Here is a 14030-nt window from a genome sequence, read left to right as displayed (position 1 = left end):
GCAGCAGACCGTTTTATCAATACAGAACCGTGATAGAGCCGCTATAGGACTTGCCCAGCGGACCCTTCGTGACCACCACGTAATAGTACGTGCCCACCGGCGCGGGCTTGCCATTAATGTCGCCGCGCCACTCATTGGCCCGGCTGTAGTTATTGGCCGAGAAGATGCGGGTGCCCCAGCGGTTAAACACACTCACGGTATTGTCGGGGAACTGCTCAATGAACTCAATCTGCCAGGTGTCGTCGCGGCCGTCGCCGTTGGGCGAGAAGGCATTGGGAATGCGGATGGCCGGGCGCACCGTCACTTTCACCTCGTCGGAGTCGGCGCAGCCACCCTCTCCGGCGGAGAGAGTGTAGGTGGTTGTTTCGGTGGGGGCGGCTCGGGGCCGCAGCGGGTCGTTGGGTGAAATGGTCAGTCCCGTTGTTGGGGTCCAGGTTACGGGGTAGGTGCCATCGGCGCGGCCTTCCAGTATCACGGAAGTACCGGCCAGAATCTCCTTATCGGGGCCGGCATCCACGTCCGCCGGGGGGCTGATGCGCACGGCTACGCCGTTGGAAACCGCCGTTACGGCCTGCCCGCACACGTTGGTAGTACGCAGGCGCAGCGTCACGATCTGCCCATCGCGCAGCGCAGTGCTGGTAAAGACGGGCTTTGTAGCTCCGCCCACGGCGTTATTATTCACCAGCCACTGATAGGTGGGGGCCGGGCCGGCATTTGTTACGCTGCTGATACTGAACGTGAGCGGCGTGCCCGGGCAAACGGGTCCGCCCGGCTGCACGGCAATGGCCACGGTGGGTAGTGGCGTGGGTGTGCGCGTTACGGTAACCGTGGCCACGGCCGGCCCCGCGCTGCAAAGCCCCGCCGTGGGCGTCACCTCCACCCGCACCTGGTCGCCGGTAACCAACGTGCTGCTGCTGAAGGTAGCGCCGCTGGCTACGGCCACGTTATTCACGAACCAGCGGAAAGTAGGGGCAGTGCCCGCATTAGTAGCTACCGCCGTGAAAGCAAGGGTTGTGCCGGGGCACTGCGCGGGCGGCGTAGCCAGCGTCACGCTCGGTTTCACTATGGGCTTCACTTGTATTGTTACCTCGTTGGAAACCGCTGTGGCACAGGTGCCCGTGCCCGAGGTTACCCGGCGCCGGAACGAGGTAGTAGTGGTGAGCGGGCCCGGGGCGTAAGTAGCGCCAACCGCCCCGCTTACGGTCCGCCAGGTTACCTTATCCGTCGAGGATTCCCATTGGTAGACAAAATTGCCGGTGCCGCCCGTAGCTGCGGCTCTGCTGGTGAGCGGAGCCGGCGTGGCGCCCGCACAGATGCTCTGGTCGGCCGCAATACTGCCCGCATTTAAGGCCGGCAGAACCGTCAGCACAACGGAAGGAGAATACACCGGCCCGCAGGGCCCTGAGTTTACCTGGCGCCGGTAGTACGTGGTGGCCGTAAGCGGACCGGGGGCATAGCTGGCGCCGGTAGCGCCGGCAATGGGCGTCCAGCTGGTGTTGTTAGGGCTTGATTCCCACTGGTACGTAAACGTGCCCGTGCCTCCGCCGGGCGCCGCCGTGCTGGTAAGGCGGGCGGGGGTAGCCCCCAGGCACAGCGTCTGGTTGGCACCAATAGTGCCTGCCGTCAGCGCCGGGGCTACGGTAATCTTAACGACATTGGAAAAAACAGCCGCGCAGGCGGTGCCTGAACCAGCCCGGCGTCGGTAGGAAGTGGTAGTGCTCAGCCGCCCCGGTGCATAGGTAGCGCCGGTAGCGCCGCTGATGGGCGTAAATGTGGAATTGTTCGTGGATGATTCCCACTGATAAGCAATGCTGCCCGTACCACCCGTGGCCGGGGCTTCGCTGGTGAGAGGAGCGGCAGTGCCACCAGCACACAGGGTTTGGCTGGCCGCAATGGTCCCCGCCGACAGCGCCGGTACTACCGTTATTTTTACCGTATTGGAGGGTATAGATGGGCAGGTGCCGGAACGGACCTGCCGCCGATAGTAAGTAGTAGCCGTAAGTGCACCCGGGGTATACGTGGCAGAAGTAGCACCTGAAATAGCCGCCCAGGTTACGTTATCAACAGAAGATTCCCATTGATAAGTAAACGTACCCGTGCCTCCCGTGGCAGCCGTGGGGCTGGTAAGGGCCGCCGGCCTGGTACCCGCACACACCGTTTGATTAGCCGCAATGCTGCCCGCCTTCAGGCCCGGTAATACCGTAATCTTGACTGAGGCGGTAAAACTGGGAGTACAGTAGGGGCTTGGTTTATCAGGCAGAAGAAGCTGCGCACGCCGCCGATAATAGGTGGTGCCGGGCGTTTGCGAGGCCGGTGGCAGGTACGTCTCGCCGGTTGCCCCCGCAATAGCCGTAAACGTGACGTTATCCGTTGACCTCTCCCACTGGTAAACCAGCGGCAGGCCCGCATCGCCCGAAGCGCTAGCGGTGCTGGTGAGCGTATCCGGGGCAGTTCCGGCGCACAGCGTCTGGGAGGCGGCAATGCTGCCCGGTTTGGGAAGGCCGGGCACCTGAATAATGCCCGAGCTTTCGCGGCAAAAGCACGCCGTTGTGATGCGTAGCGTCACGGTGTAGGTGCCGGGCTTGGCGTAAGTATGAACGGGGTTCTCTTGGGTTGAGGTGGCCCCGTCGCCAAACTTCCAGGCGTAGGTCTTCCCGTCAAAGTCAATGGGCGGGGCCTGAAATGTAATTTCCCGACAACCCGTTATCTGCGCGCTAGGCCCCACGCGCAGCAGGGAGCTTTGGTTGAAGTTTACCAGGCCCAGACTACTCAGGCGGCCGCCCAACTGCAGGCTGTCGTCGGCGTAGCCCACCTTGGCGCCCAGCGAGTCGGGGTAGGGGATGAAGCCCAGCGCGGGCTGGTTGTCGCGGGCCACGTAAATCTTGCCATCGGGCGCGGCCTGCAATGAGCCCAGGTCTGCCGGAGCTTTCTGCTTGAGCGGAATATCCTGCTTGGTAACCGGCCCGTTACCGCTGATATCAAATTGCAGCAGCTTGGGCGGGTTGCGGACCGTAGCGTAGAGGTAGCTGCCGGGCGAAAACCCCACCCCATAGTATTTCCCCGCGCCGCTGTCCACTACGTACGGAACCTGTGGATTGGTGCTAACCTGGCCCGAGCTGGTTTCAAACCCAAACAGTTCAACGGTGCTGCTACTGTCGCCCACCGCTTCGCTGTAGCGGGCCAGGGCCAGCCGCTGGCCATCGGGAGTTACCCTCATCTGGCCTTTGTAGCCCAGGGCCGCTACACTCGGCGCGTGCAGGCTGCCGACGGTCGAAATAATGGGGGTAGGCTGCACGCCGGCCACCGTTACACGGTAAGCCAGAAAGGCATCGCCCCGGTTGTCATTGCCGGACTTGGCATCGCCCCAGCCGTGCGTGATAACCCAGATGTCGCAGCCGTTTTTATGAAATACGGCCGTTAGTTTCTCCGCTGTGCCGCGGGCCAGGGGCATGTTTTTGGTGGCGGCTATGACGGTGCCCGGCCCGCCTCCTGCGGGAATATCTATTTCCGAGTAGCTCAGGCCCACGGTGCTGTTCAGAGTGAAAAGCAGGTAGCGTGTTGGTTGGCCCGGCTGCGTTATACCTGGCTTCCTGATGGGCAGGGGCCATCGGTGGTGAAGCGGTTGCCCGCCAGTCCTGTGCCGTTGGTCATCACGGTGCCGTCGCCGTTCCAAACGGTTTCGCCGTTGCTGTAAAAGAGAATTTTTCCGTTCTGATCCGACATCACCCCCGAGCCGGCGGGGGCATCCATCGCCCCATCAGTAAGCACCTTCGGGAGGGAGTCGGCAGAGGCCTGGTTGAAGTCCAGCCCCGCCTTAAAGCCGAAGTACCACGTGTTGGCAAACTTCTCATCGGCCGCGCACTCCGGGGGCGGCGTGCCCTGTGCCAGTGCTGTAGTGGCCGCGCCGCTCAGCAGTAGGAGCAGAAGCGTTAGTAGCCATTTAGTCGGCCGCCGGCCGCTGAAGCCAGCCCACTGGCCGGTCCAGAAGGAAATACTGGTATTATAAGGGATAGAATGCGCTGACTCGGTGGGCATAGTGGGGCAGATAAATGGGCAGGCAAGCGGGCACTCCGGAAAAAGAGCACCATGCGCTGCTCTTAAGGAACGGACCTGATGGCCGCTTACTGCTAACAAGAGCGCTGCCAGCCGGTTTCACTAAATCTACACACTGTTGGTCAGGTTTGTGCCATGCAATGTTCGAATAGTGATGCCGGACACAGGGTAACTCCACACCAGAGGCCACAAAATGCCGGGTTTTCTTCTCTGTTTATTTCTTAGGGAGTGTGGTGTAGAAGGAAAACTCTGACGTGGCAGAATTAGATATTCCCGTTTGTCATGGACTTGATATTCATTGAAGGGGCAACCAGCAAGAGCCTGACCAAGGAGGATATTGAAACGTTGCTTTGATAGGGTATAAGTTTACTTGTTATTCTATGGCTAGTGAACATTGCTAAGTGCACTGATTTAAAGCATGTGGTGGCCTTCTTTAGCGTATTCCAGTAGGAGCTGAAACTGATCGGGTGATGGAAATGCTGTTTTAGGCAGATAAATACTGTTGCCACTTTCAGGAATTAAGAATACCCCTCTGGCCGTCTCCTTTACCTCTCGTATTCCGGTCCACAGTAGTTGCCCTTGCGCAAATGGCCCAGTATGCGTAATTGCTTGAGGCTCGAAAGTCACCGTTACCAGTTGATTAACTAACCTACTGTCATTTCTATTCTGCAACCACTGCCTGCGGGTGTAGAAGAAAGAGCCAATCTCGTATATGCCTGCCAGCACGAAGCAGAAAGGAATAAACCATAACGCATGTAGCCGGGGCCCACACAGCATCGCCAGTAGGAAGGCCACGCCAAACAGAACTAAGCCAACTTGTACTTGCCATCGTTTTCCTTTACTGCGAAAGCGCAACCATTCTTCATACACTTCTTGGTAGTAGGCTTGTGATAAGATGATAGCTACCTCAATTTTCATCATCGTTTGGCTGTAAATAGGCAGTAGAAGCCAGGCTCTACCTTACGATATAGCCAGCAAGTAACGTTAGAATAAGGACTAATTAGATAATAGAAAGACCTCGCCTAATAACGGGCTAAGTTAAGTTTCACGAAATAGTCTCTTTATACATTAAGAAGAGATATCCGGCAATACTTAAAGTGTATACAGTTTTTAGTTGTCTTTTCAGGATAGACCTTTTACTACTATCCGCGTAATTCTTAATCAGAGTCTAAACTGCTGTTTAAGCAATACGGAACAAAGCCGCTACGCCTGAGTTAGCACCGTACATGCACCTCTATCTCCGCACCCACGTTGCTCAACCCCCCTACCAGGTCTGGCAGGGCTTCACGCGGGAGTTATTCCTGGCGCTGGCTCCGCCATTTCCCCCATTTCACCTGTTGCGGTTTGATGGCTGCCAGCGCGGCGACCGGGTGGAAATAGAGCTGGGCGCTGGCCCATTGCGCAGCCGCTGGACCTCCCTCATCACCGAGCACGGCATTTTGCCCGATGGCACCTACTATTTTGTGGACGAAGGCCAGGAGCTGCCCCCGCCGCTGGGCTATTGGCGGCACCGGCACCTGCTGCAGCCTGCGCCGGGTGGCGGTACCTATATTGTAGAGGATATCGAATACCGTTCCCTGTTCCGGTGGCTGGAGGCGGCGCTGTATCCCGTAATATGGGCACAGTTTGCCTGGCGCCGGCCTATTTACCGCCGGTTATTCGGCGCCGGGGCGCGCTAGCACCATCTTAATATTGGCCCGCTGATACTCAGAAGGAACCAAGGGCGCTTCCACGAAACCCAGCTTGCGGTACAGCGTGAGGGCGGGCGTAAGCTTGCGGTTAGAAAGCAGCTCTACGTGATGCGCCCCCGCGGCCCAGGCCTGCTCAATAGCCGCCTGCCCCAGCCGGTATCCGATACCCAGGCCCTGGGCTTTCGGTGAAACCGCCATTTTAGCCAGCTCAAAGTTGCCGTCGGGCTCCCGGATGAGGGCGCAGGTGCCAACTGTCTGGCCAGCGTGCTGCGCCATGAAAATGTAGCCGCCTGCATCCAGAATATAGCCTTGCGGGTCGTCTAGCATTCGCCTGTCCAGCTCTTCCAGCGTGAAATAGGTGGTAATCCACTCGTGGTTCAGGTCGCGGAAGGCCGCCTGGTGCTCGGGACGGTAGGCAATAATTTCGACGGCGGCAGACATAGGCATAAATAAGGGCCGCAAGATACGGCGGAACCAGCTGCGGTAGAGGAGCAGAGGACAATTCGGCAGGGGCAGGCGGCTAACCCCGGCCGGGTGCGTACCTTTGTAGTCCCATTTTTAGAACCTGCTGCCATGTCTGCCACGCTCACGCTTAAACCCGGTAAAGATCAATCCCTGCGACGCCTGCATCCGTGGGTGTTTTCGGGCGCCATTGCCCGGATGCAGGGCGAGGTAGTGGAGGGCGAAGTGGTGAGCGTACTGGCCGCCAACGGCGAGCTACTAGGCGTGGGCCACTACGCCCCTGGCTCCATTGCCGTGCGCATGCTCGATTTCGGCACCGAGGCCCAGCTGCCCGATGCCGCTTTCTGGGAGCAGAAGCTGCGCAATGCCTACCAGCTGCGCCAGCGCCTGGGCCTCACGGGCACCGGCAATACCAACGTGTACCGCCTGGTGCACGCCGAGGGTGACGGCCTACCCGGTTTGATTATTGACGTGTACGGCGATACGGCCGTGGTGCAGGCACACAGCGCCGGCATGTACAAAGCCCGCCCCCTCATTGCCGCCGCTCTGCAAGCCGTGTTAGGCGAAAACCTGCGCGCCATTTACGATAAGAGCGCCGAAACCGTACCCGCCAAAGCTGCCCCCGATGCTCAGAACGGCTATCTACTGGGCGAAAGCACCGGCCAGGAGCATGTGGTAGAAGAAAACGGCCACCGCTTTGCCGTGGATTGGGAAACCGGCCAGAAAACCGGCTTCTTCATCGACCAGCGCGACAACCGCGCCCTGCTGGCCCGCTACGCCCCCGGCCGCCGCGTGCTGAACACGTTCTGCTACACCGGCGGCTTCTCCGTCTACGCCCTGCAGGCCGGCGCCGAGCTGGTGCACTCCGTAGACTCCAGCAAAAAAGCCATTGAGCTGACCAACCGCAACGCCGAGCTGACGGGCCTGCAGGACAAGCACGAAGCCTACGCCCAGGACGTGTTCAGCTTCCTGAAAGACCGCCATAATCAGTATGACCTCATTGTGCTGGACCCGCCCGCATTTGCCAAGCACCTCTCGGCCCGCCACAATGCCCTCATGGGCTACAAACGCCTGAATGTGGCCGGCATCAAGCAGATTGCACCCGGCGGCCTGCTGTTTACGTTCAGCTGTTCACAGGTAGTGAGCATGGAGCTGTTCGAGGGGGCCATTATGGCCGCCGCCATCGAAGCCGGCCGCCCCGCCCGCATCCTGCATCGCCTCACCCAGCCCGCCGACCACCCCGTCAGCCTCTTCCACCCGGAAGGGGAGTACCTGAAGGGGCTGGTGCTGGCGGTGGATTAATATGGGGCATCAGCGTTTAAACGATTCATTTGTATGGTAAACACCCTGCCAGACCCCTGGAACTTCTCCAACGTGGAGCAGCAGCTCTTTTCGGGGGATACATCCCAGCGACTGGAGTATGGCACTCTGAAAGAGATGAACCAGGGTGGACCCTTACACGGATCCTGCCTCTGGGTTACGCCCACGGGGCGGCAGGTGAAGCTGCCGGGGAGTTATGGCGGCCCACCCGTATGGGACGTGGTGGGGCGCAGAGTAGCGTTGCCTATGTGGCAGCAGGCTCTTTTTTCGAGCCCCACGCAGCGGCTGGTGGTGTTGGATACGCAGCTGCATCAACTGATAGTATTTCGCCGGGGGTTTAGCGTTTTACATCTGCAGGTATTTGAGGGACTGGTGATTACGGGGGCAGATGGCCCGGCTCATCGCCCCGCGCCGGTGTCTTTTAACCTGGGAACCGAAGACATTAAGCAGGTTTTAGAGTTATAGCTGCGTCCCACCCTTATTCATTTCCTGTGCCTCGCAAGAAAACCGCTGCTCCCCGCAAACCTGCTGTTGCCGTCATTGGGGCGGGTATTGGGGGCATTGCGGCGGCTGTGCGGCTGGCGGCCCGGGGGCATAAGGTCACGGTGTTTGAAGCTCAGAGCACGTTTGGCGGAAAAATGCACCAGCTAGAGCTGCCCGGCGGCTACCGTTTCGATGGCGGCCCTTCGCTGTTCACGCTTCCCCAGCTGGTAGACGAGCTGTTTCAGCTGGCCGGGCGCGACCCCAAGGACTATTTCCGCTACGAGCGGCTGGACCCCATCACGCAATATTTCTTTGCCGATAACACCCGCCTGACGGCCTGGGCCGATGAGGCTGAATTTGCGGCCGAAGTAGAAGAAAAGCTGGGTGTGCCCGCCGCCGGGGTGCTGGAATTCCTGCGCCGCAACGCCCGCGCCTACGAAGGTACCGCCGATACGTTTTTGCGCAAGTCGCTGCATAAGCTCAGCACCTATACCAGCCCGGAGGTAGTGAAAGCCCTGGCGGTGCTGCCCACGCTGGGCCTGGCCAGCACCATGCACCAGCGCCACGCGGCCTCTTTCCCGGATGCGCGCCTGGTACAGCTCTTCGACCGGTTTGCCACCTACAACGGCTCCGACCCCTACCAGGCCCCCGCCACCCTCAGCCTGATTCCGCACCTGGAGCACGGCATTGGCGCATTTTACCCCGAAGGCGGTATTTACAGCATTGCCGAAAGTCTGGTGAAGCTGGCCCAGGAGCTGGGCGTGGAATTCCGCTACAACGAGCCCGTGGAAGAAATTCTCACGGCCGGCGGCCACGTAACCGGCCTGCGCACGGCCCAGGACGTGTACGACTTTGGCGTGGTGGTCAGCAATATGGATGTGGTGCCCACCTACCGCCACCTGCTGCCTAAGCTGCCCGCTCCTGAGCGCACCCTGGCCCAGCCTCGCTCTTCTTCCGCCCTTATCTTCTACTGGGGCATCGGGGCGGAGTTTCCGGAAATGGGCGTGCACAATATTTTCTTTTCCGGGGACTACCGCCGCGAGTTTGAGGCCATCTTCCAGGGGCAGACCGTGGCCGACGACGTGACGGTGTACGTGAACATCACCTCCAAAAAGACCCCCACAGATGCCCCCGCCGGCCACGAAAACTGGTTTGTGATGGTGAACGTGCCCCACGACCAGGGCCAGGACTGGCCGGCCCTCATTACCCACACCCGCGCCGCCGTACTGCGCCGCCTGCAGCAGGCCCTGGGCCAGGATGTGGCGCCGCTTATCCGGGCCGAGCAAGTGTGGGATCCGCCGGGCATTGCGCGCCAAACCTCTTCGTTCGGGGGCGCGTTATACGGCAGCTCCTCCAATAATATGTTGGCCGCTTTTCTGCGACACCCGAATTTTTCCCGTAAACTGGATGGCTTGTATTTTTGCGGGGGCAGCGTGCACCCGGGCGGGGGCATTCCTTTGTGCCTGCTTTCGGCCGCTATTGTAGCCGACCTGGTTCCTGCCTGACCTATTGTTTCTCATGCCGATTACTGACTCTATGTTACATCCGCCCGCGGCTCCGCCCGTTCTGCCGGCGCCCAGCCGCCAGCGCCTGCGCGTGGCTCAGGGTATTGTGCTGTTATTTCACGCAACCGGGTTTCTGGGACTGGCGTTTTCTCAGGACCCCAGCTTCTACCTGCGCTTTGTTCCCCTGAATCTGCTGCTGACGGCGGCCCTGCTGCTGGCTTTTCAACCCAACCGCAACCGGGAGTTCTACTGGTTTTGCCTGGTAGTGATGGTGGTGGGCTTTGGGGTAGAGGTACTGGGCGTGCGTAGCCAGGTTATCTTCGGCAACTACGAGTACGGGCCTGTGCTGGGCTTCCAGCTCTGGGGCGTGCCCCTGATTATTGGCCTGAACTGGCTGATGCTTACCTATATGTCCGGGGTGTTGGCGCGCTACCTGCCCCTGCCTAATATTCTGCGGGCCGTAGTGGGCGCTCTGCTCATGGTGGGCATGGATGTGTGCATTGAGCCCGTGGCCGTGCGCTATGATTTCTGGCACTGGATGGCCGATGTTATTCCCTTGCAGAACTTTAAAGCCTGGTTTGCCCTATCTTTCATTCTGCAGGTGTTTTTTAACCGCAGCCATTTCGTGAAAAGCAATCAGTTGGTACCTTTCGTGTACCTGGTGCAACTGCTGTTTTTCTTTGGGCTGGGTATGCTGCGTTAAGCAGTAATACATTAAGCTTTTATTGAGTGGGGCATCTTGCGCCCACCACCTCTATTGCCGGTTTCCTCCACGCCATGAATTCTACTCCCACTACTACGCTGCACCACACCTTGCTGGAGGAAGTGCGCGTGCTTTTTCTGCGCGAAGGCATCGGTCCCTTGTCCCTGGAGCAGATCATTCAGAAGCTGAACGTGTCGCCGGCTACTTTTCACGGCATGTTCGAGGATAAGGACGACCTGGTAACGCAGGTGGTGGTGCACGACATGGAGCGCCAGCAGCGGGAGCACGCTGCCCTGTTCGCCAAAACCGATAACCCGGTGGAGCGTATCCTGCTGCTGTTGCAGGACGGCATCCAGGAATTACAGCAAACGCCCAGCACCAACTACGCCGACATTCAGCGGGAGCACCCCGCCGCCTGGAACCTGATGATGGACCACCTGGTGACGTACTCCTACCCGCAGATTCACGGCCTGCTCAACGACGGCATCCTGCGCAAGCAGTTCCGCGGCGACATCAATATTGAGCTGGTCACCAAAATCATTCTGGAGCAGATCAACCTGATTCTGAACACCGATATTTTTCCGCCCAGCCGCTACAACCTGGCCGAGGTGTTCCGCAGCATTTATCTCTACTACATACGGGGTATCTGCACCGAGGAAGGCATGCAGCTGGCGGCTTCCCACTTTGCCCGCCTGTAGCGCCTTTCAGCAAAACGCCCTAAACTAAACTGCCCCGGCAAGTACCGCTTATAGCAGGTGCTTGCCGGGGCAGTAGTATGAAAAGACAGCCGTTTAGCTAATGGAAACGCGCACTTTCTTGGTGTATTCGCGCAGGGCGTCCTTGAACTCGCTGCCGCTGTCGCGCATGTGGTTCAGGATAAAGATGGCAGCAAACACGTGGGTCAGCTTTTCGCCTTCGTCTTCGCCGGGCACTTCAAAAGCGGGCTGCTGCTCTTCCAGCAGGGCTTCTTCGGCAGCCACCAGGGCATCCAGCGTCTGGGTTTCTACCAGCTGTTTAATAGCAGGAATTTTCATAGGGCGGTGCTTTAGTTTAGTTGACCAATAAGCGCGGCTACGGCTTCTTCCTTACTGGCCGAAACGGTATCTACCAGCTCGCCATTGCGGAAAATAGCAAAGAAGGGCAGCGTGGTTACGTTAGCCAGCTTACGGGCCTCGGGGCTGGTTTCGGCGTTTACATCCAGAAACGCAATGCCCTCGTTGGCCTCGGCCAAACGCTTGAACTTGGGCGAGAACAGGCGGCAGTTGCCGCACCAGTCGGCGTAGTATTTCACTACTACTTTCTCATTGGAATCAAGAAGCTGACGGAATTCGGTATCAGTTGCTTTCGTAACAGACATAACGGAAAAACAAGGTTGGTCTTACAAAGGTACGCATCCCAGATAAGAACTATTCTTATCTGGTTGCCTGCTTAAAGTCAGAACTGGGCAAAAGGTTTCGTGGGCGGCTTGTTTTGCGCCGGGCAAACCCCAGAGCCCGGCCGGCCGTTGGGAGGGAGAATATGGTCACGTTCCTTTTCCTGCGGTGCATGCGTAGCGTGGGCAGCTGCCTGCTGCCGGCCTTGCTATGCCTGGTGGGAGCGTGCTCTTCGCCCACGCCGGCGCAGCCCCTGGCCGGGCAGCCGGCAGCTCCTCCTGTTCGTATGCAAAACATCATCTTCTTCGGTAATAGCCTCACGGCCGGCTACATGCTGCGCGCCAGCGAATCGTTTCCGGCCCTGCTGCAACTGCGCCTCGACTCCCTGCAGCTGCCCTACAAAGCCTTTAACTACGGCGTGAGCGGGGAAACCAGCGCCGGGGGCAAGCACCGCGTAGCCAGCGTGCTCACGCGCCAGCCGGTAGACGTGTTTGTGCTGGAGCTGGGCGCCAACGACGGCCTGCGCGGCATTCCCGTGCGCGAAACCACCCAGAACCTGCAGGAAATCATCGACCAGGTGCGCCTGAAATACCCCCAGGCCCGCATCGTGCTGGTGGGCCTGGAGTTTCCCTTTGATCTGGGCCCGCTGGGCGGCCACCGGTTTGTGCACTACGCCCAGGAGTTCAAAGCCCTGTTCCGCACGCTGGCGGAAAAAAACAGCGTGGCCTTTGTGCCGTTTCTGCTGCAGGACGTGATGGGCCGGCGGGAGCTAAACCTGCCCGATGGGGTGCACCCCAACGCCGAGGGCCAGAAAATTCTGGCCCGCAACGTATGGGCCGTGCTGGAGCCCGTGCTTACCGCTACAGAGTAGCCCAAGGCCGGAGCGGGCCCGGGCTCAACCTTCTATCTGGTAGCCAATGGGCTTGAAGGCGTAGTTGTTCGACATTTCCGCGGAGCACGCTGTGAGGCCCACCAGCAGATCCATGCGGGCTTCCAGCACCACGTAGTCGCCGGCTTTGCTTTTGGGCGGCAGCACGGCCACACGGCCAGTGTCGCCATCCACGGTTACGTGCATGAAGATGTTGAAGCTGATGGGAATAGCATCGGGACGGATGCCGTGTTCCTCCAGCGCGGCGCACAGGTTGCCAAAGCAGCCCCGGTGCGGGTGGGTGTGGCCATAGATAATGCGGAATGTATCGGCGCTGCAGGGCGTGAGCAGGAAGTCGTGGCGGCCCACGGTATCTTCCACCAGATCAAACATCACATTGCTGCGGTTGGAGTAGAACGGGTGGCCCTTGGTCAGCAGAATGGTTTCGGCATAGTCAATGGTGCGGCCCGAGGAAAGGTACTCGGCTTTGTCGGCCAGGTTGTAGCAGACAAAGTCCGATACCTGTTCGCCTTCGATATCCACCACTTTCAGGCGCTGGCCTTTTTTGAGCAGAAAGGAAGTGCCGCTACGCGGCGGAATGATGGTTAGTTGGGAGGACATGTTGGCTTAAAAAAGGACACTTCCAGGCCTGATCATAGGCCTTTCCGCTGTATTGATACACTTCCGAGGATTGCCCGTAGTCTTCGAGCATGGGGTTGATGGAGCCAGAGTACACCACGTCGCGCGTGCGAATGGTCTGGCGCAGGTTATCATACCGGCCCGCCTCCCGGATGCGCTCAAACTGGTCGTGGGCATTAAACACCAAGGTGGGGCACTTAAACTGCCGGGCCGGCCGGCTGCTGCCGGGGTGCAGCCCAATCACAAAAAAGGCTTCCTCTTTCAGGCTGTAGCTGAAATCCGGGGAGTTGGGGTCGGCTACCACGCGCGGGTCGTAGCCGTAGCGCTGGGAATCCAGGTTAGATACCGCCTGCAGGCGCTGCCAGAAAAACTCTTCGAACTGGGCTTCCGTAGGGTTTTCGGGGCCTTTAAAGATGATGGCGGCGCTGTGGTAGAGCTTATCGGCGGTGCGGTAGGTATCTACAAAATCATAGATAAACTCCAGAATGGCGGCATCGTCTTTGGGGCAGGCCAAGTGGTCTACTACCAGGCATTTTATCTGATTCCAGGTAAGGGCAGTTTTAGCAGCAACGCAAGGGAATTCTCGGTTTTGTATAAATTCAAAATATTCTCTTGTTGCTATATTTGATTCTTCTTCAGTCATATCCAGCAATTTTGTTCGAAATCGGGAGAGGAATAAGCATATTCCTGAATTCCGATACGGGCAAACTCCGGACGGGGTTGAGGCAGAGTAGCCGCTGACGCAGGGCCGGCACTTCTGACTTTCTGGTAGCGCCCCTCCGGCCCATACCTCGTTATTTTCCCGGCTATATCACCAACGCCGCTGCTTTCAGCTACTTAGGTGCCCCACTCCACCAGCTCAACCCGCGAATAACCACATACGCCGTGCGCCGCTAAGCGGACTTGAAAATGCCACAAAAAAAGCCGCCCAGC

The 14030-nt window shown here is 59.0% G+C and carries 15 protein-coding genes; 7 read left to right on the top strand and 8 right to left on the bottom strand.

Translation table 11 applies throughout. From position 1 onward, the window contains the following. Positions 1-16: 16 nt before the first annotated feature. The 3 genes from PK28_RS01535 to PK28_RS01525 all read right to left on the bottom strand — a co-directional run bounded on the left by PK28_RS01535 (position 17) and on the right by PK28_RS01525 (position 4974). Positions 17-3526 (bottom strand): T9SS C-terminal target domain-containing protein, encoded by a 3510-nt coding sequence (locus PK28_RS01535; RefSeq protein WP_044510684.1) that lies wholly within the window; start codon positions 3524-3526, stop codon positions 17-19. Between the two features lie 50 nt (positions 3527-3576). After that, on the bottom strand, positions 3577-4035 hold the full coding sequence (locus tag PK28_RS01530) for a hypothetical protein (RefSeq protein WP_044510683.1): 459 nt from the start codon (positions 4033-4035) through the stop codon (positions 3577-3579). 429 nt (positions 4036-4464) lie between these two features. Continuing rightward, positions 4465-4974, bottom strand: a complete 510-nt coding sequence (locus PK28_RS01525; RefSeq protein ID WP_044510681.1) for a YcxB family protein — start codon at positions 4972-4974, stop codon at positions 4465-4467. Between the two features lie 305 nt (positions 4975-5279). Here PK28_RS01525 and PK28_RS01520 point away from each other — a divergent pair, with 305 nt between their 5' ends. Then, positions 5280-5732, top strand: a complete 453-nt coding sequence (locus tag PK28_RS01520; protein WP_044510679.1) for an SRPBCC family protein — start codon at positions 5280-5282, stop codon at positions 5730-5732. On the opposite strand, the gene PK28_RS01515 is transcribed toward PK28_RS01520, so the two are convergent. Further along, positions 5709-6185 (bottom strand): GNAT family N-acetyltransferase, encoded by a 477-nt coding sequence (locus PK28_RS01515; RefSeq protein WP_231576194.1) that lies wholly within the window; start codon positions 6183-6185, stop codon positions 5709-5711. The two genes, PK28_RS01520 and PK28_RS01515, sit on opposite strands and share 24 nt — an antisense overlap. A gap of 132 nt (positions 6186-6317) precedes the next feature. On the opposite strand from PK28_RS01515, the gene PK28_RS01510 reads away from it, so the two are divergent. The 5 genes from PK28_RS01510 (at position 6318) to PK28_RS01490 (ending at position 10915) form a co-directional block, all read left to right on the top strand. Further along, positions 6318-7508, top strand: a complete 1191-nt coding sequence (locus PK28_RS01510) for a class I SAM-dependent rRNA methyltransferase (RefSeq protein WP_044510674.1) — start codon at positions 6318-6320, stop codon at positions 7506-7508. A gap of 33 nt (positions 7509-7541) precedes the next feature. Beyond that, the gene (locus PK28_RS01505; RefSeq protein WP_044510672.1) at positions 7542-7991 is read left to right on the top strand and encodes a hypothetical protein; all 450 of its coding nucleotides are present in this window, start codon (positions 7542-7544) and stop codon (positions 7989-7991) included. 26 nt (positions 7992-8017) lie between these two features. Further along, the gene (gene crtD, locus PK28_RS01500) at positions 8018-9514 is read left to right on the top strand and encodes a 1-hydroxycarotenoid 3,4-desaturase CrtD (RefSeq protein WP_044510670.1); all 1497 of its coding nucleotides are present in this window, start codon (positions 8018-8020) and stop codon (positions 9512-9514) included. Positions 9515-9545: 31 nt separating this feature from the next. Beyond that, positions 9546-10217, top strand: a complete 672-nt coding sequence (locus PK28_RS01495) for a carotenoid biosynthesis protein (protein WP_044510669.1) — start codon at positions 9546-9548, stop codon at positions 10215-10217. Between the two features lie 74 nt (positions 10218-10291). After that, the gene (locus PK28_RS01490) at positions 10292-10915 is read left to right on the top strand and encodes a TetR/AcrR family transcriptional regulator (protein WP_044516028.1); all 624 of its coding nucleotides are present in this window, start codon (positions 10292-10294) and stop codon (positions 10913-10915) included. Positions 10916-11008: 93 nt separating this feature from the next. On the opposite strand, the gene PK28_RS01485 is transcribed toward PK28_RS01490, so the two are convergent. Together PK28_RS01485 and PK28_RS01480 are read right to left on the bottom strand one after the other, a co-directional pair. After that, positions 11009-11251 carry a DUF6952 family protein gene (locus tag PK28_RS01485; RefSeq protein ID WP_044510668.1) on the bottom strand — a complete coding sequence of 81 codons (243 nt, stop codon included), beginning with the start codon at positions 11249-11251 and terminating at the stop codon, positions 11009-11011. An 11-nt stretch (positions 11252-11262) separates the two neighbouring features. Continuing rightward, on the bottom strand, positions 11263-11574 hold the full coding sequence (locus PK28_RS01480) for a thioredoxin family protein (RefSeq protein ID WP_044510667.1): 312 nt from the start codon (positions 11572-11574) through the stop codon (positions 11263-11265). A gap of 188 nt (positions 11575-11762) precedes the next feature. Between PK28_RS01480 and PK28_RS01475 the strand changes: the two genes are divergently transcribed. After that, entirely contained in the window at positions 11763-12461 is a 699-nt protein-coding gene (locus PK28_RS01475) for an arylesterase (protein WP_071885031.1), read from the top strand. 24 nt (positions 12462-12485) lie between these two features. Here the strand turns inward: PK28_RS01475 and PK28_RS01470 are convergent, their stop codons facing one another. Both PK28_RS01470 and gntA read right to left on the bottom strand, forming a co-directional pair. Further along, a complete protein-coding gene (locus tag PK28_RS01470; RefSeq protein WP_044510663.1) occupies positions 12486-13079 on the bottom strand; it encodes a DUF1989 domain-containing protein in 594 nt (197 codons plus the stop codon). After that, positions 13045-13740, bottom strand: a complete 696-nt coding sequence (gene gntA, locus PK28_RS01465; protein WP_044516025.1) for a guanitoxin biosynthesis heme-dependent pre-guanitoxin N-hydroxylase GntA — start codon at positions 13738-13740, stop codon at positions 13045-13047. The genes PK28_RS01470 and gntA overlap by 35 nt, the downstream gene beginning before the upstream one ends. Positions 13741-14030: the final 290 nt, after the last annotated feature.

It is taken from the genome of Hymenobacter sp. DG25B (genome assembly GCF_000801315.1).
In the GTDB taxonomy this organism is placed as follows: Bacteria; Bacteroidota; Bacteroidia; order Cytophagales; family Hymenobacteraceae; genus Hymenobacter.
The sequence above is the reverse complement of the archived record's forward strand: the minus strand, read 5'-3'. Positions and strand labels throughout refer to the sequence as shown.

What these genes read in the sequence shown, in the direction of transcription:
- PK28_RS01530 (WP_044510683.1), bottom strand. Translation starts at nt 4,035, where the DNA reads ATGCCCACCGAGTCAGCGCATTCTATCCCTTATAATACCAGTATTTCC.
- PK28_RS01525 (WP_044510681.1), bottom strand. Translation starts at nt 4,974, where the DNA reads ATGATGAAAATTGAGGTAGCTATCATCTTATCACAAGCCTACTACCAA.
- PK28_RS01520 (WP_044510679.1), top strand. Translation starts at nt 5,280, where the DNA reads ATGCACCTCTATCTCCGCACCCACGTTGCTCAACCCCCCTACCAGGTC.
- PK28_RS01515 (WP_231576194.1), bottom strand. Translation starts at nt 6,185, where the DNA reads ATGTCTGCCGCCGTCGAAATTATTGCCTACCGTCCCGAGCACCAGGCG.
- PK28_RS01510 (WP_044510674.1), top strand. Translation starts at nt 6,318, where the DNA reads ATGTCTGCCACGCTCACGCTTAAACCCGGTAAAGATCAATCCCTGCGA.
- PK28_RS01505 (WP_044510672.1), top strand. Translation starts at nt 7,542, where the DNA reads ATGGTAAACACCCTGCCAGACCCCTGGAACTTCTCCAACGTGGAGCAG.
- PK28_RS01495 (WP_044510669.1), top strand. Translation starts at nt 9,546, where the DNA reads ATGTTACATCCGCCCGCGGCTCCGCCCGTTCTGCCGGCGCCCAGCCGC.
- PK28_RS01490 (WP_044516028.1), top strand. Translation starts at nt 10,292, where the DNA reads ATGAATTCTACTCCCACTACTACGCTGCACCACACCTTGCTGGAGGAA.
- PK28_RS01485 (WP_044510668.1), bottom strand. Translation starts at nt 11,251, where the DNA reads ATGAAAATTCCTGCTATTAAACAGCTGGTAGAAACCCAGACGCTGGAT.
- PK28_RS01480 (WP_044510667.1), bottom strand. Translation starts at nt 11,574, where the DNA reads ATGTCTGTTACGAAAGCAACTGATACCGAATTCCGTCAGCTTCTTGAT.
- PK28_RS01475 (WP_071885031.1), top strand. Translation starts at nt 11,763, where the DNA reads ATGCGTAGCGTGGGCAGCTGCCTGCTGCCGGCCTTGCTATGCCTGGTG.
- PK28_RS01470 (WP_044510663.1), bottom strand. Translation starts at nt 13,079, where the DNA reads ATGTCCTCCCAACTAACCATCATTCCGCCGCGTAGCGGCACTTCCTTT.
- gntA (WP_044516025.1), bottom strand. Translation starts at nt 13,740, where the DNA reads ATGACTGAAGAAGAATCAAATATAGCAACAAGAGAATATTTTGAATTT.